The organism is Hyphobacterium sp. CCMP332 (assembly GCA_014323545.1).
In the GTDB taxonomy this organism is placed as follows: Bacteria; Bacteroidota; Bacteroidia; order Cytophagales; family CCMP332; genus CCMP332.
Window position 1 is genome coordinate 2919623 of the sequence record CP058647.1, and the last position, 17796, is coordinate 2937418.

Consider the following 17796-nt stretch of genomic DNA (forward strand, 5'->3'; position numbering starts at 1 on the left):
AGCATTATTTATGGAAGTAAAAGTTCAAAGAAACTATTTACCTGAAAACTTTAAGGTTGAAGATTGGGATTCGATAAAATCGTATTTCGAAGATTTAAAAAATAGGGATTTCAAGTCAAAGGATGATTTTTTACAATGGTTAAAAGATTTGAATGAACTTGAAGCAGCACTACAGGAGGATCTTGGCCGCAGTTATATTAAAATGACCTGTTATACCAATAACAAGGAATACAGGGACCGATTTAATTTCCTGATTACTGAAATTGAGCCAAGGGTTTCGCCAGTTATAAATGATCTTAACAAAAAGATAGTCGAAAGTCCCTTTTTGAATGATATTGATATCCAAGGATTTGAAGTAATGATTCGGGGATTAAAAACGCAGATTGAATTATTTAGGGAAGAGAATGTTTCATTGTTTTCAAAAATTCAGGGGCTCCAAAGCAAATACGGAGAGATAACCGGGGCATTATTTATTGAGCATGAGGGTCAAGAGCTCACTTTACCTCAGGCTTCGAATTATCTTATGTCTAACGACAGAAAGGTAAGAGAAGATGTTTTCTATAAAATTTCAGAAGCCAGGGCTTCAGTTGAAAAAGAACTGGATGATCTTTTTAATGAAATGCTCCCTATACGACAGCAGATTGCTGAAAATGCCGGCTTTAAAAATTTCAGAGATTATATTTTTAAAGCTAAGGGCAGATTTGATTATTCGGCCGCAGACTGCAAGACCTTTCACAATTCGGTAAAAAAGGAAGTAGTACCCTTATTGGATGAACTTGCTAAAAACAGAAAGGAAAGACTTGCAATTGATCAATTAAGGCCCTGGGATCTCAAAGTTGATAAGTTCGGTAAGGATGCTTTAAAACCCTTTGATAGTTCTGAAGATCTAATTGAAAAATCAATAACCCTTTTTAATAAAATTGATCCATTTTTTGGTTCTTGTCTAAGCACCATGAAAAAAATTGGGCACTTGGATTTAGAGTCCAGAAAAAATAAAGCGCCTGGTGGTTACAATTACCCACTGGATGAAATCGGGGTTCCTTTTATATTTATGAATGCCACCAGTACATTCAGAGACATGATTACGCTGATGCATGAAGGAGGGCATGCAATTCATTCCTTTTTAGTTCGCGATTATGACTTCCTTTCCTTTAAGCACCCTACTGCTGAGGTTGCAGAATTGGCAAGCATGAGCATGGAATTGCTAACAATGGATCACTGGAATATATTCTTCAGTTCCGAGGAGGAATTTCTAAGAGCAAAGGAAGAGCACCTTGAACAAATAATTGAAACCCTTCCCTGGGTAGCGGTAATTGATAAATTTCAACACTGGATTTATGAGAATCCAAAGCACAGCATTGAAGAACGAAGACAAAAATGGTTGGAAATTTTTGATGAGTTTCACAGTGAACTGATCGACTATTCTGGTCTTGATGCTTATAAAAGAATGATCTGGCAAAAACAGCTTCATATTTTTGAAGTTCCTTTCTATTACATAGAGTATGCAATAGCTCAATTAGGAGCCATTGGGATTTGGCTTAACTACAGGAAAAATAAAGACGAAGGATTAAACAAGTATAAAAGGGGCTTGGCATTGGGTTATACCAAAACGATTCCCGAAATTTATTCTGAAACCGGAATAAATTTCAATTTCACGGACGAACACATTTCAGGATTGATTAAATCAATCCAATCTGAACTAATTGATTGCAAAACAAAAATCTCTGATCTCAAATAACCTTAATCGGATAATCCTTCATTAATTTTATTGTCTTCCTGAATTCTTACAGAATAAGAGAATACCTTTCTGAATGCAGAAATATAGATCTTGTGTAATTCCTGAATATCTGATTGTCTTGAAATGGTTTTCATAATTATTACATTTTAAATTATTAATCAGTGTGCATCAAAATCAATCATCCATGATGGTCGTTTATCCTTGAACTTTGAAAAGGGTTTTTCTACAACCATCTTAATACTCTTGCTCAGAGTATTTTCAAGAGGTTTTGATTCAATATGCTTATTCTCTTTTTTCATTGCCCATATTTATCGGATAGAAAGACGCCCTGATCAGAAACCAGCACGTCTCAAACCATCCAAATCAAATATTTTTTACCAGCCATCTTCATCCGACGGATCATTTTGTCTGTAATAGGCATCTACGTTTTCTTCAGTTGCGTATGTACTTTCATAATAACTCTCCTGAGTAGCATCGTAATCTGCTTCAGAACCTATGACTCCCAGGAACAATAAAAGGCTTACTAAAAATGACATATTCGTTTAGTTTTTGGTTGTGATAGCAAAGTTTGGTCATTTTCATATATCAAGGTAGTACAAAAACTATAGTTTACTAAGTTCAAAATATGTTACTAAATTTGTTTATTAAATAAATAAAATGATTATATTGGTCACTGAAAGCATATTTGAGTCATATGAAGTTGTATCAAATTGTAGATTTACTAAGTAGACGAATAGATAAAAAAGATGTTCTATTCAACGGGGAAGAGCAAATAAACCTCGACGGAAAGCTTAAAGAGATGTATGAAGGTTTTGCCGAAGGCAAGTTTAAAACCGATGAAGATGCAGCTCTGGCTTTATTCGACAAAGGCCCTGACTATCCCTATTATTTTGAAGTCAAAGCAAAATTCAGAGATCAACTTCTAAAAAATCTTTTTCACCTTAATTTAAGAAGTGGTAAGTTCTTACATTATTACCGATTGAAGAGTGAGGCAGAAACCAATCTTCAACAGGCCAAAATCCTTTTGGGAATGGGCCAGAAATTCAATGCGGTTTGGTTATTTAAACGAATATTAAGAGTAGCTGAGCCTTATCATTTTACTGACATACTAAAAGAATGCTATAGGAATCTTAAAAACCAAATGGTTTATGAGGGCAATGTCAGAAAATATGAAGAATACCAAAAAAAATGGTTGAAATGCAGAGATATTGCAAGTGCTGAAGAGCATGCAGAGGACTTGATAAATCAAATCAGAGTGCGTTCTCAAAAGTCGGTGAAAGAAACCAAATCGACATTGGAATTTACTGAAAAAGCCTTTAAGACTATTTCAGATCTAAAAAACAAATATGAGACGCCATTTTTAATAGCAAAATATTATACAATAGCAGAATCCTATTATTTAAGAAATTCTAATTGGGAAAAACAATTGGAGTTGTCTACAGAAATTGACGAGTTGTCAAAAGAATATCCGGACAAATTTGCCGCGGTCCGGTTACATTCAAACCATGTATCTAAACTTTATGCATTGATTCTTCTAAATCGCATAGAGGAAGGTTTGACTTATGTCCAGGATATCCTCGATGAATACAGAGAGGATAGCATTAATTACTATATAATTCTGGAGGATTACTATCTATTACAAATGAGGGCCGGCAATTATGAGCAGGCCCTCAATATTGTGAAAATGGCCACTGAAAACCAGTATTTCGAACTGGTACCAAAAATATCAAGAGAAAGATGGGATATTTATCGCGAATATGCCCTTTTCTACTGCGATGAAATTTCTTCAAATGACATCGCTTTAATTAATTATTTCCCCGAATACTCAAAGGATAAAGTTGGATTCAATCTTCAAATTCTGATTTTACAAATACTCATTCTTTTACGAGATAATAAGTTTGATATGCTTTATAATCATATCGAAAAATTGAGAATGTATGAAATACGTCAAATCAGTAAATCCGATAATCGAAGAGCACAGTATTTTTTGAGACTCATACGCCTTCTGATCAATTACGATCTTGATTATGAAAAATGTAAAAAACAGGGGAATAAATTTTATAACCTGTTAATGAAATTTCCTGAAAGAGAGCAGCCTTATACAGAGGTAGAAATCATCCCTTATGAAACACTCTGGAAAACTATATTAACAATGTTGAAATACTCAGAAAAGCGAAATGCAGATAATGGATTCGTCTTTGTAGAGGAAAAAATATTGGAATATTAATAGCTTCTAAGACTTCTCTGCTTATAATTTATATATCCGGATTCAATACAAAAAGAGGGTAGGGTTCCATGGAAGCATAAGGCTCACCTAATTTTCTAAGCATTTTACTTTTGTGCTTAATGATCGAATTAATTTCCATGGCCGGTTCATCGTAATGACTCCTTCTGTTAATAACCATGTTATCCATTTGCATGATATCTTTTCGCAACTCCACAATTAATGGAACCTGGTCTGAATTCTCAATGGAATCAATAAATGTAAATACAACTCTGAGTGTTGAATCTGTGGCATTGTCGTAAGCATCAATTAATTCAGAATCACGCATGCTTTGGCGATCATACCGGAAATTGCGTAATGCCTCTATATCGGAATGAATTTTATTTTGATCTACTTCACTCACGTTTAAAACATATACGGCTTCGTCCACCATTCTTTTGACATAATCCAATTTTTTGTTGTCTTCAAAAATCATAGTGTCCCAGGCTTTCTCTACCGCCGATCGAAGACTGTCAATTTCAATTTTCAAAGAATCGAGTTTAGCAGCCTTGCTTTTTGAAGAGTCTTTTTTACATGATGTGCTGATTGCCATTAAAAAGGCAAACAGGATAAAAAATTGAAATAGATATTTCATTTTATACCGGTTTAAATTGTTCAAATGCCTGTTGGCAATCATGACAATAATGTAAAGATCTACATAACGTCGGACCAAAAGGTGTTTTTAGTTCAGTATTTGTGCTATCACAATATGGACAAGCAACATGTTCCAGCAAATCTATGTCAACAATAACAAAATCTTCCCTTGGTGGAGCGAGACCAAATTCTTTTAATGCTTTTCTACCTTTTTCTGAAATATTTTTTGATGTCCATGGCTCTTTGAACGAAATATTTACCTGATAATTATCAATGCCGTATTTCTCCAATGTTTTTTCTACATCTTTTTGCATATAATCCATGGCAGGACATCCCACAAATGTAGGCGTCATATCAACTTCTACGAGGTTCTTTTCAATTTTAACATTCTTGATAACACCGAGGTCAACTAAGGATAAAACCGGAATTTCCGGATCTTTAACTTCCTCGAGCCATTCTAATATTTGATCTTTATTTATTTCGGTATAGTCTACCATTCTGCAGTAGGATCTACATTAAATACTTCTGACATCTCATCCAGTAGAGGTTGTAGGTGATCGGTATGAATTCCATAACGACCGCCGTATATGGGCTCAATATCATTCCAGTTTGGCAACTGTAATTCTGTTCCTTTAAGAATTGTCTCAATTTGTTCTTTCCATCTTTCTTCAAGAACTTTCTCACCTTCAAAAATGAGAGCCTCCTTCATTTCATCCTCATATTTTGAGGGTTCAAATACCCCCAATGCGTATGGCAGACTGTAATCCAATGCTTTTTGCAATCTAATTATGGCTTCCTCTGTAGAAGAACCCAATTTTCGTACAAAAGACCTTCCATGCATGACATGGTATTTAATTTCACCTTTGATTTTTTGTGCAAGTTGCGCTAGCGGTTCATAGGAAGATAGGGCCAACATTTCAAAACGAATGGATTCTGCATAATCAAATAGCACATGACGCATGAGACTAAAATCATAATCTTGATTTGGTAATTCAACCAATTGAGAATTGTGAAATTGTTCTGCATTTCTGGTAAAAGCATTAATATCCGGTTCGGTTTCACCTATATCTTCAAGCAATTTATAAATGGCCCAACTTTGTCCGACTTTGTCTTGAGCCATAGATGAAAATGCAATGTCTTCTTCCAACAATGGACCAACACCGGTCCATTCACTATTTCTATGGCCAATGATCAACTGATCATCAGCTATTTTATACAATAAGTCTTTTAGAATTTCTTCTTTTTGCATCTTACTTTGTTTGAGATTCTTTGAATTTTTTGATTTTATCTGCCGCGCGATAGGCCTGGGCATCTCTATAGGTTTTTTCAGGAAGTGTGGCCCATAAATCGCTGTCCTCTTCTTCGTTAAAGGTAAAATCACGGGTTCGTATTACCCAGATATTTTTGGTCAGTGGATTGCCCAATTCCTCTTTGGCTTTTTTAGCTGCGTCGATATAGCTGTATGCCAATACAGAAGTTGCGTGTTTGTGTTGTTTTCCTCTTTTGTCCATTAAAAAGATTTCGCATTGATCTTCTTCTCCTTCATTTTGTTCATCCAAAGATTCTATAAAATCAAATGCACTTTCTTCCCCTTCAGTAACCTCAGAAGCCCAAATTTTATGCGTAGGGCAAACAGCCATTCCCACACAGGTAAATCTTCTGCTAAATGCTTCTTTTGCAAAAACAAAAGCCATTTCAGGATCATCGGCATGAACTATTCCTACGCTTTCAAGTGCTTTGCCTTCTTTTGGAATAAGAAAAACTTCAAAAGTAGTTAATTGATCGAGTTCTTTTTTCTGAACCTCATCTTCGAACTGGTCCGGAATGTTTAATCGATTTACTCTTGGGTCTAAACTTTCTAAACTCATTAAGCAAAAGGTGTTTGATATGAAATATTCGGCGTCTTCAAGGCTTCTCGAACCCATCTTCCTCTTTCTTCTGCGGTTCGTCTTACCGCCAGTCTTTCTTTATTGCAAGGCCCGTCGCCATTGATGACTTTCTTGAATTCCACCCAATCTGGTTCGGTAAACTCCCACTTGCCTGTTTCTTCATTTTTCTTGAGGTTCTTATCAGGAATGCTAAATCCCAGTTCCCAGATTTTAGGCACATACATATCCAACCATTGCTGTCGGCAATCATCATTTGAAGCCATTTTAACTTTCCATTTCATCAGTATTTCTGTGTGAACCGAGATTTTATCCGAGGGTCCAAAAAACATCATCATTGGCGCCCACCATCTGTTGATTGCCTCCTGCATCATTGTTCTTTGTTTTTCAGATCCTGTAGCCAAAGCAACTACACAATCGTGGCCGTATTTCAAATGGAAAGACTCTTCCTTACAGATTCTGTCAAGAGCTCTTACGTATGGACCGTAACTGCCTTTGGCATTGGCCAATTGATTTACAATTGCACCAGCATCCACGAGCCAGCTGATAAAACATGAATCGGCCCAGGTAAAAGCGGGATAATTAAAAATGTTGGAATATTTTGACTTGCCGTTAATAAGGTCGTTTAGCATGTCCTCGCGATTTTTACCTAATGTTTCTGCAGCTGAATACAATAACTGGGCATGACCAACTTCATCCTGTACTTTGGCCATCAAAGCCATTTTTCTTTTAAATCCGGGAGCCCTTGTAATCCAGGTACCCTCAGGAAGTGCTCCGATAATTTCAGAATGAGCGTGCTGTTCTATCATTCTGATCAATTGTTTGCGATACAATGAAGGCATCCAATCGCTGGGTTCTATCTTTTCACCCCTTGTAATTCTAGCTTCAAATTCTTGTAATTTTACCGGATCTTCATTTTCGAGATTCGTATTCATTGACTGATCAAATATCTGTCCTCCTCCGTACATATTATTTTTGTTTTAAAAGTCCTGTTAAAAATATATTGGAAAGCTTTTCGCCGATATCCTCAGATTTATCCCTTGATTTCTTATACCAGGTGCTCGTATTGTTTAAAGCTGACAATAGGGTTAAGCTCAAAATTTTCAAATCGTGATTTTCAAATAATCCATCCTTTATACCTTTCTCGAGAATTTTTCTAAATCTGTTTTCATATTCCTTTCGCATGGAAATAAAATCACCCAAATAAGGTTCACTCAAATGTTTCCATTCGTTTTGAAATACAATGGTTTCTTCCGGATCTTCTGTCAGAACTGTTAAATGTGCTTTTATGGCATTTCTCAATTGCAGTTCTGCATCTAGACCTAAATTCTCGATGGCATCCAGGCTTTGGAAAAAACTATTGGCCATGTCAAAACAGATTTTTTGAAGAATCGATTCTTTTGATTTGAAATGTGAATATAGACTTCCGGCTTCTATTCCCACCCTCTGCGCTAAATCGCGCATTGATGAGGCTGCATATCCTTTTTCGTGAAATAATGCAGCAGCTTCTTTTTCTATTTGCTGCTTGCGAGTCGCGATTTTTGATCCAATATTCACACTGCAAAGATATACAACCTAACGTTTGTTAGCAAATTTTTAATTGTCCAAATCTATAAGCTATTTCGCCATTGAAATGGACGCGAAATACTACAAAAAATATTACGATAAGCTCAATACTCATTTTCAGCTTTTGACTGCCTTATCCATCTTGTGTTTTATTCCGGTCTGGATGTATGTTGAATCAAAATCAAATGGCGAAGAAGTGGTCTTTATTTCAGAAAGTATCCAATTAAAAATTGGTTTGTTTTCTGTGCTTTTAACTTTGATTTTGGTCGGACTTTGGCATTATCAATACCATCGATCTCTAAAAAGTATAAATGTCAAAGAAGCACTATTAAATAGGCTTAATTACTACAAACGCTATTTTTTAACTTTGATTATAAAAATGACAGCTTTGTCGATTCTCATCAGCATCGTTTATTTTTTTATTCAGGCTGATGCTATGATTGCTGCTTATGCAATTCTATTGGTTCTCATTTCCATGAACAGATTGACCTTTCAGAGGGTAGCCAGACAATTGAAAATGAAAGGGGAGGAAAAAGCGATATTCTTTGGCGAAAAATAGAACTTATTTTGAGTTCTTTTTATGTTTTTCTTTGTCTTCCGAAAGATCAATATTGCCTTTAAATTCTTTATCGAAAAACAAGTCAAAAACCAATTCTGTAAGATCAGGTGACTCCTTTTCAATTTTCTCATGAAATTCCTTTTCTTCGTCGGAATGAGAAGCCTTATTGCCTTTATTTTTATCTTCCACACCTTTAAAATAAAAAAAACGACCCATAAATAGGTCGTTTTCTAATATAAAGTTGGATTTTATTTATATTCTTATTCCAAATGAATAGACATTAAAGTCTCCGGTGGGGTTACCATTGAGTTCCGGATTTGTGTTAAATAATGGGCTCAGATCGTATTTTCCAAAGATACTTAAGCCTTTATAACTAAATGTTGCCATCAGTCCATATCTCCAGTCGTTAAGATTATAGTCTGATCTATCTTTGACTCTTTTTCTGTCACCTTCTTCAAAATAAACGGTTTTGGTCCAGCTGCTGAGTTTATAGTTAACATAAGCACCCGCCGCGATTTTCACATTGTCGTCTTTACCAAGATCAAAACCAATAAGCAGTGGTAATCCAATAGTGGCTATTGCTAATTTTCCTTTTCTTGCAGGGATATCGTTGGTAATTCTCAAATTTCCCGGCAGGCTTGGATCCATATAATCTACCCATTCGCTGATGCCGTTCATTTTTCTGAGTGTAATATCGTCTTCAAACATCAAATTATTCCAGGTAATTTCAGCGCCAAATTGAAAATTGGCCGGTCCTTTATTTTGACCTAATCTCACCTTTTTCATCGAGCTAAGTGCAAAATATCTCGATGACCAATTATTTAATCGATATGGTTGTGAACTTATCTGGGCATTTTTTTCCACCATATTGTTCAATCCAAAGTCGATATATAAATGATTGGTGATCCTTTTTTTCTTCTTATGCTTATCCGAGATAATTATTCCGTTTCCCGTTTGAATTTCGATAAACTTAATGTTCTTTTCCTTTTCATCTATGGTTACCGTATTTCCCGATTCAGTCGAATCGAGTAAAGCCTTAAATCCTTTGATTATTTCATTCACATCATAATCCTCAAGCGATTCCAGATCTTCTTCATTTTCTATGAGGAATATCAATTTACTTTTGCCTATTTTGATTGTAACTGTATCCGGTTCTTCCAAATTGCCGGCATTAGACAATTGCGGATTGAATAACAGGCCTGCCATAATGCCAATTACCATTATTAGTTTTAAGTTAAAATTTACTTTTTTCATTGTTTTTAAATTTAATTTGACCTCAATTTTAATTTGTTAAATGCCAGGTCCGGGACCTCTCCGAGCCTGATTGTTTGTTTATATAAATCCTTATTAAGCGATTCCCTGAATTGTTCAAATTTTGACTTTTCATCGCTGCCATTATCATTTGAAGCAAGATTCTCTCTATTTTTTGGCCTTAAAATGATGGTAATGGATTTTGCATCTCCATTATCAATTGAACCCTCTTCGGCCTTATTCTTGATATCGGCATCGGCGATCAAAAGCTCCTCTCTTTTATGTTCATTCTTTTGAAGACTGTCATTTTCAAGTTTGGCCAATAGCGGTTTTTTCAATTCAGCTTCTTGCTGAATTTTTTCGATTGGGCGTGTATTATTTTTTATTGAATCAGTAAATGGAAGATCTTTTATGGTTCTCAATTCTGTTTTATCTGCATTCCTGTCATTTATTACATTTCTTCGGGCCTTAGAATCCGTATTAATTTTCTGTTCTGTTTTAATCTCTTTTTCAGGCCAAATCAATTTTTTCTGATTTTCGGAATCAATGGAGGCAATGGAATTTCTGATTATAGGCTGTAATTCTGAATTAGATTTCCCTTCGACTCTTTCAATATTTTTAATTTCTTCGCTGGCCAGCTTATTTTCTTTTATGCCCGATTTGGAAAATGTAAACCAGAGTGCCGTGATCAGTAGCAACAGTCCGGCGGCTATTCGCACAAAGAAAATTGCTTTTTTACGGCGTTCCTTTAGAACCAGACCTGATTCTATATCCTTCCATACGGTCAATGGAGGAGCAGACTTAAAATCCTTAAATTTATTTTCAAAATAATTTCTATCCTTTTCCATTTCAGCTCCCTTTTTGGATGAATTGCTTTTTATTCTGTACTCTGTCCTGCAATATTGTCCTTGCCCGGCTCAATTGCGATTTCGATGTGTTTTCAGAAATACTAAGCTGTTTTGCAATTTCCTTATGGCTGTATCCCTCTACAGCGTATAAGTTGAATACAGTCCTGTATCCGACCGGTAAAGACCGTATTATTTTCAACAAATCCTCTGTTTCCATGTCAATCTGATGCCAGGAAAAATTTTTGTCAATTTGGGTGTTATCAATATCTACTTCTAAAAACATCTGGCGATTTTTTCGAATGTACATCAGCGCTTCATTGATAAGAATTCTTTTCATCCAGCCTTCAAAACTTCCTTCTCTTTTGTATTTCGATATGTTTTCAAATATTTTCATGAATCCATTGGTTAAAACCTCCTCAGCATCTCTTTCATCTTTCATGTAGCGTCGGCAAATCCCAAAAAACGTTGAAGCGTAAGTGGCATAAAGTTTATGCTGAGCCTCACGCTCTCCGGCTTTGCAGCCTTCAATCACATCTTCTTCGCTTTCGTAAAGCCTCTTTTTACTGAGGAACATTTTATTCGGTTTCAATTATTAGATGCATCCTTTTGATCAAAGGTTGCACTCCTTTTTAAAAATATTTGAAATTTTTTCAAATACACTAATAATCAGGTACTTGAATGGAAGAATATTCAAAGAAAAAAGAAATAGGCAATGAGTATGGCAGCTACTATACCTACAAAATCTGCAAAAAGGCCACCGCTTACAGCATATCTGGTATTGCGGATGCCCACTGCTCCAAAATACACTGCAATGATATAGAATGTGGTATCCGTAGTACCCTGTAGCGTTGATGAAAGTCTTCCGGTAAAGGAATCTGCTCCGTGAATGTTCATGGCATCCACCATCATGCTTCTCGCTGCACTGCCGCTGAGTGGTTTCAAAATGGCTGTGGGGAGTGAAGGAACAAATTCGCTGGCCCATCCAAGGGATTCCAGCGTCGATTGAAGCGAGCCTATTAAGAGTTCCATTCCGCCTGATGCTCTGAAAACACCTATTGCTACCAATATGGCTACAAGAAAAGGGATAATTTTAATAGCCACTTTGAATCCTTCTTTGGCACCATCAATAAATGATTCATAAACATTGATTTTCTTAAGAAAGCCATAGGCAATAAATACGGCGATCAGACTAAAAATAATGAGACTGCTCACCTGGCCAGAAATCGCTTCAATTTGTTCGGGATTTAAACTGGATAGAGAATAGAGCAGAAAAACGATCAAAGCGGTTACAGCTGCTAATGCCGATAGGAGATAAGGATTTAAAAAGTTGATTTTTTGTTTAATACCCACAAATACGATCCCTCCGAGTGTAGCTGCAAAAGTTGCCACCAGAATTGGCAAGAATATATCAGCCGGATTTTCTGCTCCCATCTGTGCGCGATAAACCATGACATTAATAGGAATAATGGTAAGGCCGGAGGTATTCAAAACAAGAAACATTATCTGGGAATTGCTCGCAGCCTTTTTATCTTCATTCAATTCCTGAAGTCCATCCATGGCTTTTAAACCGATGGGCGTGGCCGCATTATCCAAACCGAGCATATTGGCAGAAAAATTCATAACCATTGTCCCAAATACAGGATGCCCTTTTGGAATCTGAGGAAACAATGGATATAAAAAAGGCCCTAATACCTTTGCCAGGACATTGATAAGGCCTGCATTTTCAGCGATTTTCAAAAAGCCCAGCCACAATGCCAAAACACCGGTTAACCCTAATGAAATTTCAAAAGCCGTTTTAGAATACTCAAATGTGGCATTGAGCATTTCCGGGAATACTTCCCCCTGACCAAGAAAAATCCATTGAAATAATCCCAGTAAAAAGGAGATTAAAAAAAAGCCTACCCAAATGTAATTTAGAACCATAGAATTTTAAAGCAGTTAATTTAGTATTATTTGCAGAATGGAAGAATTGAAAAACAAGATAGCTACAGAAGATTACTGGACAAAACGCTATCAAGCTGACAATACCGGTTGGGATATTGGTTATGTTTCGACTCCCCTTAAGAACTACTTCGATCAATTAAAGGATAAAACGACAAAGATTTTAATTCCGGGATGTGGCAACGCTTATGAGGCTAAGTATCTGTATATGAAAGGTTATACCAATGTTTTTCTCCTCGATATATCAGATTATCCTCTAAAAAAATTTAATAAGGAAAACCCCGACTTTCCGGAGGATCATTTAATCCATGCCGATTTTTTTGATCATTCGGATACATATGATCTAATTATTGAGCAAACATTTTTTTGTGCACTGAATCCGGAATTGAGGGAGAACTATTGCAAAAAGATGCTAAATCTCATGCATTCAGATAGCAAATTGGCTGGAGTGCTCTTTAATATTCCTTTGTATCTGGATCATCCGCCATTTGGAGGTCATATTGATGAATACAAATCATTATTTGACAAATTCTTCCGAATAAAAATTCTTGAAGATTGTAGAAACAGCATACCCGAAAGGATGGGAAGTGAATTATTTATGGAATTATTTAAGAAGTAATTTGAAGTTATATTATAGATTTTTTTGCATTTTTTATATGCGCCAAATGGTGTTCGCAATGCCATGCATAAATACCAATGTTTGTTTTTAAATCAACACTTTCATTGCTTTCCGGATGTTTAAATTGCCTTTGTAAATCATCGTCAGATAAGTTTTTTAGCAAATGCACCCATCTTTCGTGAAGACCTTCCAGAATTTTTAGAGAGTTTTCTACAGGATAATCTTTTGAATCTGATAATTCAGCCCATAAATTTTCAAAATAGGGTTTGATGCTTGGTTTATCTTCGGTTAAGGCCAGTTTAAATCGTATAAAACTGTTCATATGACTGTCAGCACAATGATTTACGATTTGTCTTATGGTCCAGCCATTGCTGCGGTACTTTTTCTCAAAATCCTGATCATTTATGGTTTCGAGTTCTGTTTTTATTTTTTCAGGAAATTTTTCGATGATACTTATCCAATTTTGTATTTGATGATCATCAATGTTTAGCGGTTTATAAATTTTCCAATTGGGTATTTTTGAATCTCAATGTCTTTGTTCATAGCCTGGAAATTTTCTTTCAATAAATAAAGCAATACCAAAGCATGGGGCTAACTATTTCGCCAAAAGGAAATTTAAATTTATCATTTCACATTGGAATTTATCCATAGTACTTATCGTTTTTTACCCCCTTTATTTTCATCATCAAATGTTGGAAGCAAAATGTCCTTCATTACAGCGAATGCCAATATTTATTTATTTTCTTCGCGTAAAATTTTTTCCATTTTCCTACCTCTTGCCAATTCATCAATCAACTTTTCCATTCGTCTGCAATCACGGTATAAGGCAAATTCTTCTGATATTTCTTCAATACGATATCCGCATACTACACCTTTGATCATATGAGCATTTACATGGATTTTGGCTCCTTCAAAAAAATCTCTGAAAGTTCCATTGCCGTCAATAAAGGATTCTAATTTATCCTGTTTATAACCTGTTAACCACAAAATAACACGGTCAAGTTCTTCTTTGGTTCTACCGTGCTTTTCTACTCTACTTAGGTAATGCGGATAAATCGATCCGAAATTCATTTTCGCGAATTGCTCATTTTTTTCTGCTGTTACTTCTGCCATAACTTGTAATTTATTGAGGCTTACGTTCAACTAAAATGAGTATGCGCTCAAGTATCTCGAAGCACCAATGTTTCTGGTTAGCACTTTCATATTAAATGGCTCAGTTCGCATATTCATTTTAGTGTTTGTTGAATGCCGTTCTAATTTAGAAATTCTTCTCCAACCATATTCTGAAATTCAGAAACGGAAACTTTATCTGTATTGGCCAGTACTATAACAGTTATATCATGATCTTGAAAATAACTTATTAAAGTGTTGATACCCCATATTTGCCCAAATCGCTGTGTCACTTTGGCAACCGTCTTATTGTATTGTGGGTATCTAATCCAAAGACCATATCCATACTCCCTGGTTTCAGGGTAGGTGGTCAATAATAATTTTAACGATTTTTCATCAGTTAACTTCCGACCATAAAGTGCATCAGAAAATTTGATCAGGTCGGTTGCCGTAGAATACATAGCACCTGCCGAAAAGTAATTTTGTAAAAGTCTTTCTGGATCCTTCTCAAAATTATTGGCTTCGCTGTTCCATTTATAGCCTTGCGCCAAATCATCCGTCATTGATGATGCTGTGATAAAACCACTGTTCTTCATGTTCAAAGGATATAAAATTCTTCTTTTTAATATGTTTTGAAAAGAGTCATTCTCGATCCGCTCAATGATCTTTCCCAGAATGATGTACTCGCCATTATTATAGTCGAACCTGGAACCTGGTTCTGTTATTTGTTTTCCACTGCAATACTTATGTAGTAGTTCGTCAGTTGAAACCTTTTCTAAGTATATATCAGGAAAACCGATATTATCTTTCCTAATATCTTCACAATTCTGAATCCCTGAGGTGTGAGTTAGGAGATGATGAATGGTGATCCTATCGGCTGCTGGTCCTTTGTAATTGGGGATATAGTGCGAAATCTCTTTATTCAATTCGAGTTTACCCTCTTCAATTAATTGCAGTACTATCACAGATGTAAAAAGTTTAGTTATAGATGCAATTGCATATTTTGTATTATTTGTATTGGGGATATTTCCCTCCCTGTTAGCTAACCCAAAACTTTGGTGATATATAGTCCTGTTTTTCTTTTTTATCAGAATAGTACCGTTGAAGTTGTTTTTAGCTACGAAAGAATTTACCTGAGCAGAGATGTCGTTCTCCATTACAACTCTGAATCCCTTATTGACAGCAAATCGGCTAACATGCTGGGCATAATTTCTGGCCGAAACCCGACAATCAGCAGGTTTATTATCCCAGCTTCCTCCTCTTAAAACACGAAGGGAACCCTTATCTGCTCCCATAGGATTTATTCCAGCCTCGTAAAAATTTTGGTAAAAATCCTCACACCATTCGCTCACGTTTCCACTCATATCGTAAATCCCTAATTCGTTAGCCTTTTTTTGGCCTACCTGGTGAACTCCTTTGTCCATCTTAAATTTCCATCCGGTTTTGGACTCTGCTGCAAAATCACTGATCCATCCGACTTCGTCTGGAGTGTTGCTACCGGAGAAGCTATATCCCAGACTCTTTTGTCCACCCCTCGCAGCGTATTCCCATTCTGCTTCGGTAGGCAATCGATAGTACTTATTGTTTTGCTGAGATAACCATACCGTAAAAGCTTTAGCTCCGTACCAACTAGTATTTGTTACCGGATAGTCTTCGAATCCCTTGATAGGTTGAAATGAACCATCCTCCAGTTTTTTAATCAATGAGTATTGATCGAATCTATACCATTCACTACCACCCTCGGTTTGATTTCCTAATTGCGACAAGAATTCAGCATACTGCGCATTTGTAACTTCATATTTCCCAATCCAAAAGTCGTACAACCGAACTCGTACTGAAGGCTTTTCATCACTAATACACTGTTGATTCTGCTCAGTACTACAGCCCATAATAAATTCACCACCATCCACGAAAATCAATTCAGGTTCGGTTGCTGTTGAAAGCTGAGCGTACCCAAGTGTGGGAAAAATTAAGAGAAATAAAAAAATGAAAGAATTATAATTCATGATTTTCTAGTTTCTTACTATGGCATACAACGTCTGTGTAAAGTCCACCTCCATTTTATTCCGGTAGATAAATATGCACTTTATAACCATTTATGTCAATGGCCCTCTTGATTCTATATAAATGCACAATTAAACGTTTAAAAAGTTTAAAAACGTTTTAAACGTTTTAAAGCCTCAAATAAAAATGCTGCTTAGGCTGCTTCCGGCGTGTGAAGAGAAGCCCTATTTGAAAAAGATCAATCGATATTCCAAACCTAGAATCTTTTATGAGCTGTTTCCAGCCTCGATTCATATCTGCGGACCAATAAATATCATCAATGACAAATATTTTTTCATCTGAATTATCTGAACTTTTGTCCAGAATTAATTTCACATAGTTTAATAACGAATCGGCTTTATGATCGCCGTCAATGTATATGAAATCCGAATCAAACTCGGGTAAGATATTTGGCAGTGCCTCTGAAAAAGAACTATTTATTATGTCTATGCCGGTCCCAAGATGCGATTGAGCCAGTTGCGCCAGCTGCGGATCGCCCTCAATGCTCTTCAAATCAGCACGGGGACATCCAAGATTTAAATAAGCGGTAGCGATTCCCAGGGAGGTTCCTAATTCCAGAATTTTTTTGGGTTTAAAATAGAGCGCAAGCCTGAATAGTAACTCGCATTTTTTTTCATCCGATATGCTGTGCTTTACAATCTCGGATATCTTTCGCCTTTTTTTGAGAAGCGTGGATCCTGCTCCTTTATCTACAATGTCAATTTCCCTGCTATTTTGTCTGAAACGCTGTCTTACAGTCTCGATTTTTGCAAATCCCTCATTGCAAATTTTTTTATTGATTGCTTTGGTGTACAGATCAAAAACAAAAGGTGAATGCAGGCCATGGGCATTGCCCGCTCTTAGCCAGAATTTTAAAAAGGAAAATGCTCTGAATAAGAATACTCCCAATTAATTGAGTAAGAATGGAACAACCAGTGTAAATTCGGGAATCGTAACTGTTATTTTCTTTCCGTCTACCGCTCTTTCCATTTCATAGCTGCCGTACATTCTTCCCATTCCCGATTTTAAATTACAACCCGAAACATATTCATGCACCTGACCCGGTTCTAAAACAGGTTGCTGTCCGATGACGCCTTCACCTTCTACTTCCTTTGGAACATTGTTGGCATCGTGGATATGCCAGTGACGCCGTTTCAATTGCATGGTGTATTCGCTGCAATTCTCAATCCTGATTTTATAGGTAAACACATAGTGATTGTGTTTCGGACTGGAATACTCCGATTGGAAGTTGTTTTCAACTGTGATCTTAATGCCTTCTGTCGTTGCAGTTACCATTTATTTTTAAGCTCTAGCACTCAAGAAACGTTTTAAATTAAACAAGAGTTTTATTGAATTACAATCTATTTTGGCTAATTAA

20 protein-coding genes and 1 pseudogene are annotated in these 17796 nt (G+C 36.1%); 4 read left to right on the plus strand and 17 right to left on the minus strand.

Features of this window, described 5'->3' with window-relative positions; translation table 11 throughout:
• Positions 1–10 precede the first annotated feature (10 nt).
• Positions 11–1738 carry a M3 family oligoendopeptidase gene (locus tag HZR84_12810; GenBank protein QNL22783.1) on the plus strand — a complete coding sequence of 576 codons (1728 nt, stop codon included), beginning with the start codon at positions 11–13 and terminating at the stop codon, positions 1736–1738.
• Between the two features lie 374 nt (positions 1739–2112).
• Here the strand turns inward: HZR84_12810 and HZR84_12815 are convergent, their stop codons facing one another.
• The gene (locus HZR84_12815) at positions 2113–2274 is read right to left on the minus strand and encodes a hypothetical protein (protein ID QNL22784.1); all 162 of its coding nucleotides are present in this window, start codon (positions 2272–2274) and stop codon (positions 2113–2115) included.
• 158 nt (positions 2275–2432) lie between these two features.
• Between HZR84_12815 and HZR84_12820 the strand changes: the two genes are divergently transcribed.
• Positions 2433–3965, plus strand: coding sequence for a hypothetical protein (locus HZR84_12820; protein QNL22785.1), 1533 nt, complete (start codon positions 2433–2435; stop codon positions 3963–3965).
• Positions 3966–3993: 28 nt separating this feature from the next.
• Here HZR84_12820 and HZR84_12825 read toward each other — a convergent pair whose 3' ends face one another.
• From HZR84_12825 to HZR84_12850, 6 genes are read right to left on the minus strand one after another with little or no spacing between them, the layout of a single operon-like run.
• Complete coding sequence (locus tag HZR84_12825; protein QNL22786.1) at positions 3994–4596, minus strand: hypothetical protein; 603 nt, start codon at positions 4594–4596, stop codon at positions 3994–3996.
• Between the two features lies 1 nt (position 4597).
• A complete protein-coding gene (gene paaJ / locus HZR84_12830) occupies positions 4598–5092 on the minus strand; it encodes a phenylacetate-CoA oxygenase subunit PaaJ (GenBank protein ID QNL22787.1) in 495 nt (164 codons plus the stop codon).
• Entirely contained in the window at positions 5086–5844 is a 759-nt protein-coding gene (gene paaC, locus HZR84_12835; protein ID QNL22788.1) for a phenylacetate-CoA oxygenase subunit PaaC, read from the minus strand. Before paaC ends, paaJ begins: the two co-directional genes overlap by 7 nt.
• Position 5845: 1 nt before the next feature.
• The gene (locus HZR84_12840; GenBank protein ID QNL22789.1) at positions 5846–6463 is read right to left on the minus strand and encodes a phenylacetic acid degradation b; all 618 of its coding nucleotides are present in this window, start codon (positions 6461–6463) and stop codon (positions 5846–5848) included.
• A complete protein-coding gene (gene paaA / locus HZR84_12845; protein ID QNL22790.1) occupies positions 6463–7449 on the minus strand; it encodes a 1,2-phenylacetyl-CoA epoxidase subunit A in 987 nt (328 codons plus the stop codon). The genes HZR84_12840 and paaA overlap by 1 nt, the downstream gene beginning before the upstream one ends.
• A 1-nt stretch (position 7450) precedes the next feature.
• On the minus strand, positions 7451–7945 hold the full coding sequence (locus HZR84_12850; protein ID QNL23263.1) for a TetR/AcrR family transcriptional regulator: 495 nt from the start codon (positions 7943–7945) through the stop codon (positions 7451–7453).
• A gap of 136 nt (positions 7946–8081) precedes the next feature.
• Between HZR84_12850 and HZR84_12855 the strand changes: the two genes are divergently transcribed.
• Positions 8082–8606 carry a hypothetical protein gene (locus HZR84_12855; protein QNL22791.1) on the plus strand — a complete coding sequence of 175 codons (525 nt, stop codon included), beginning with the start codon at positions 8082–8084 and terminating at the stop codon, positions 8604–8606.
• 3 nt (positions 8607–8609) lie between these two features.
• Here HZR84_12855 and HZR84_12860 read toward each other — a convergent pair whose 3' ends face one another.
• The 5 genes from HZR84_12860 to HZR84_12880 all read right to left on the minus strand — a co-directional run bounded on the left by HZR84_12860 (position 8610) and on the right by HZR84_12880 (position 12628).
• The gene (locus HZR84_12860) at positions 8610–8822 is read right to left on the minus strand and encodes a hypothetical protein (protein ID QNL22792.1); all 213 of its coding nucleotides are present in this window, start codon (positions 8820–8822) and stop codon (positions 8610–8612) included.
• Between the two features lie 36 nt (positions 8823–8858).
• Complete coding sequence (locus tag HZR84_12865) at positions 8859–9860, minus strand: outer membrane beta-barrel protein (protein ID QNL22793.1); 1002 nt, start codon at positions 9858–9860, stop codon at positions 8859–8861.
• An 11-nt stretch (positions 9861–9871) separates the two neighbouring features.
• Positions 9872–10705, minus strand: coding sequence for a hypothetical protein (locus HZR84_12870; GenBank protein QNL22794.1), 834 nt, complete (start codon positions 10703–10705; stop codon positions 9872–9874).
• Position 10706: 1 nt separating this feature from the next.
• Positions 10707–11279 (minus strand): sigma-70 family RNA polymerase sigma factor, encoded by a 573-nt coding sequence (locus HZR84_12875; GenBank protein ID QNL22795.1) that lies wholly within the window; start codon positions 11277–11279, stop codon positions 10707–10709.
• 116 nt (positions 11280–11395) lie between these two features.
• Positions 11396–12628 carry a spore maturation protein gene (locus HZR84_12880; protein ID QNL22796.1) on the minus strand — a complete coding sequence of 411 codons (1233 nt, stop codon included), beginning with the start codon at positions 12626–12628 and terminating at the stop codon, positions 11396–11398.
• A 37-nt stretch (positions 12629–12665) separates the two neighbouring features.
• On the opposite strand from HZR84_12880, the gene HZR84_12885 reads away from it, so the two are divergent.
• Positions 12666–13265, plus strand: coding sequence for an SAM-dependent methyltransferase (locus tag HZR84_12885; protein ID QNL22797.1), 600 nt, complete (start codon positions 12666–12668; stop codon positions 13263–13265).
• Positions 13266–13272: 7 nt separating this feature from the next.
• On the opposite strand, the pseudogene HZR84_12890 reads toward HZR84_12885, so the two are convergent.
• The 5 genes and pseudogenes from HZR84_12890 to apaG all read right to left on the minus strand — a co-directional run bounded on the left by HZR84_12890 (position 13273) and on the right by apaG (position 17714).
• Positions 13273–13808, minus strand: a pseudogene (locus HZR84_12890) (putative metal-dependent hydrolase).
• A 189-nt stretch (positions 13809–13997) separates the two neighbouring features.
• Complete coding sequence (locus HZR84_12895; protein QNL22798.1) at positions 13998–14378, minus strand: DUF2200 domain-containing protein; 381 nt, start codon at positions 14376–14378, stop codon at positions 13998–14000.
• A 140-nt stretch (positions 14379–14518) separates the two neighbouring features.
• Positions 14519–16381 carry an SUMF1/EgtB/PvdO family nonheme iron enzyme gene (locus tag HZR84_12900; protein ID QNL22799.1) on the minus strand — a complete coding sequence of 621 codons (1863 nt, stop codon included), beginning with the start codon at positions 16379–16381 and terminating at the stop codon, positions 14519–14521.
• Positions 16382–16547: 166 nt separating this feature from the next.
• Positions 16548–17327, minus strand: coding sequence for a class I SAM-dependent methyltransferase (locus HZR84_12905; protein ID QNL22800.1), 780 nt, complete (start codon positions 17325–17327; stop codon positions 16548–16550).
• Complete coding sequence (gene apaG, locus HZR84_12910; GenBank protein ID QNL22801.1) at positions 17328–17714, minus strand: Co2+/Mg2+ efflux protein ApaG; 387 nt, start codon at positions 17712–17714, stop codon at positions 17328–17330.
• Positions 17715–17796 lie beyond the last annotated feature (82 nt).

Bases quoted from the DNA above. Each gene is read 5' to 3' on its own strand.
- HZR84_12840 (QNL22789.1), bottom strand. From the start codon at position 6,463: ATGAGTTTAGAAAGTTTAGACCCAAGAGTAAATCGATTAAACATTCCG.
- HZR84_12875 (QNL22795.1), bottom strand. From the start codon at position 11,279: ATGTTCCTCAGTAAAAAGAGGCTTTACGAAAGCGAAGAAGATGTGATT.
- HZR84_12860 (QNL22792.1), bottom strand. From the start codon at position 8,822: ATGGGTCGTTTTTTTTATTTTAAAGGTGTGGAAGATAAAAATAAAGGC.
- HZR84_12815 (QNL22784.1), bottom strand. From the start codon at position 2,274: ATGTCATTTTTAGTAAGCCTTTTATTGTTCCTGGGAGTCATAGGTTCT.
- paaJ (QNL22787.1), bottom strand. From the start codon at position 5,092: ATGGTAGACTATACCGAAATAAATAAAGATCAAATATTAGAATGGCTC.
- HZR84_12895 (QNL22798.1), bottom strand. From the start codon at position 14,378: ATGGCAGAAGTAACAGCAGAAAAAAATGAGCAATTCGCGAAAATGAAT.
- HZR84_12810 (QNL22783.1), top strand. From the start codon at position 11: ATGGAAGTAAAAGTTCAAAGAAACTATTTACCTGAAAACTTTAAGGTT.
- HZR84_12885 (QNL22797.1), top strand. From the start codon at position 12,666: ATGGAAGAATTGAAAAACAAGATAGCTACAGAAGATTACTGGACAAAA.
- HZR84_12820 (QNL22785.1), top strand. From the start codon at position 2,433: ATGAAGTTGTATCAAATTGTAGATTTACTAAGTAGACGAATAGATAAA.
- HZR84_12870 (QNL22794.1), bottom strand. From the start codon at position 10,705: ATGGAAAAGGATAGAAATTATTTTGAAAATAAATTTAAGGATTTTAAG.
- paaC (QNL22788.1), bottom strand. From the start codon at position 5,844: ATGCAAAAAGAAGAAATTCTAAAAGACTTATTGTATAAAATAGCTGAT.
- HZR84_12880 (QNL22796.1), bottom strand. From the start codon at position 12,628: ATGGTTCTAAATTACATTTGGGTAGGCTTTTTTTTAATCTCCTTTTTA.
- HZR84_12865 (QNL22793.1), bottom strand. From the start codon at position 9,860: ATGAAAAAAGTAAATTTTAACTTAAAACTAATAATGGTAATTGGCATT.
- HZR84_12825 (QNL22786.1), bottom strand. From the start codon at position 4,596: ATGAAATATCTATTTCAATTTTTTATCCTGTTTGCCTTTTTAATGGCA.
- apaG (QNL22801.1), bottom strand. From the start codon at position 17,714: ATGGTAACTGCAACGACAGAAGGCATTAAGATCACAGTTGAAAACAAC.
- paaA (QNL22790.1), bottom strand. From the start codon at position 7,449: ATGTACGGAGGAGGACAGATATTTGATCAGTCAATGAATACGAATCTC.
- HZR84_12900 (QNL22799.1), bottom strand. From the start codon at position 16,381: ATGAATTATAATTCTTTCATTTTTTTATTTCTCTTAATTTTTCCCACA.
- HZR84_12850 (QNL23263.1), bottom strand. From the start codon at position 7,945: ATGCGCGATTTAGCGCAGAGGGTGGGAATAGAAGCCGGAAGTCTATAT.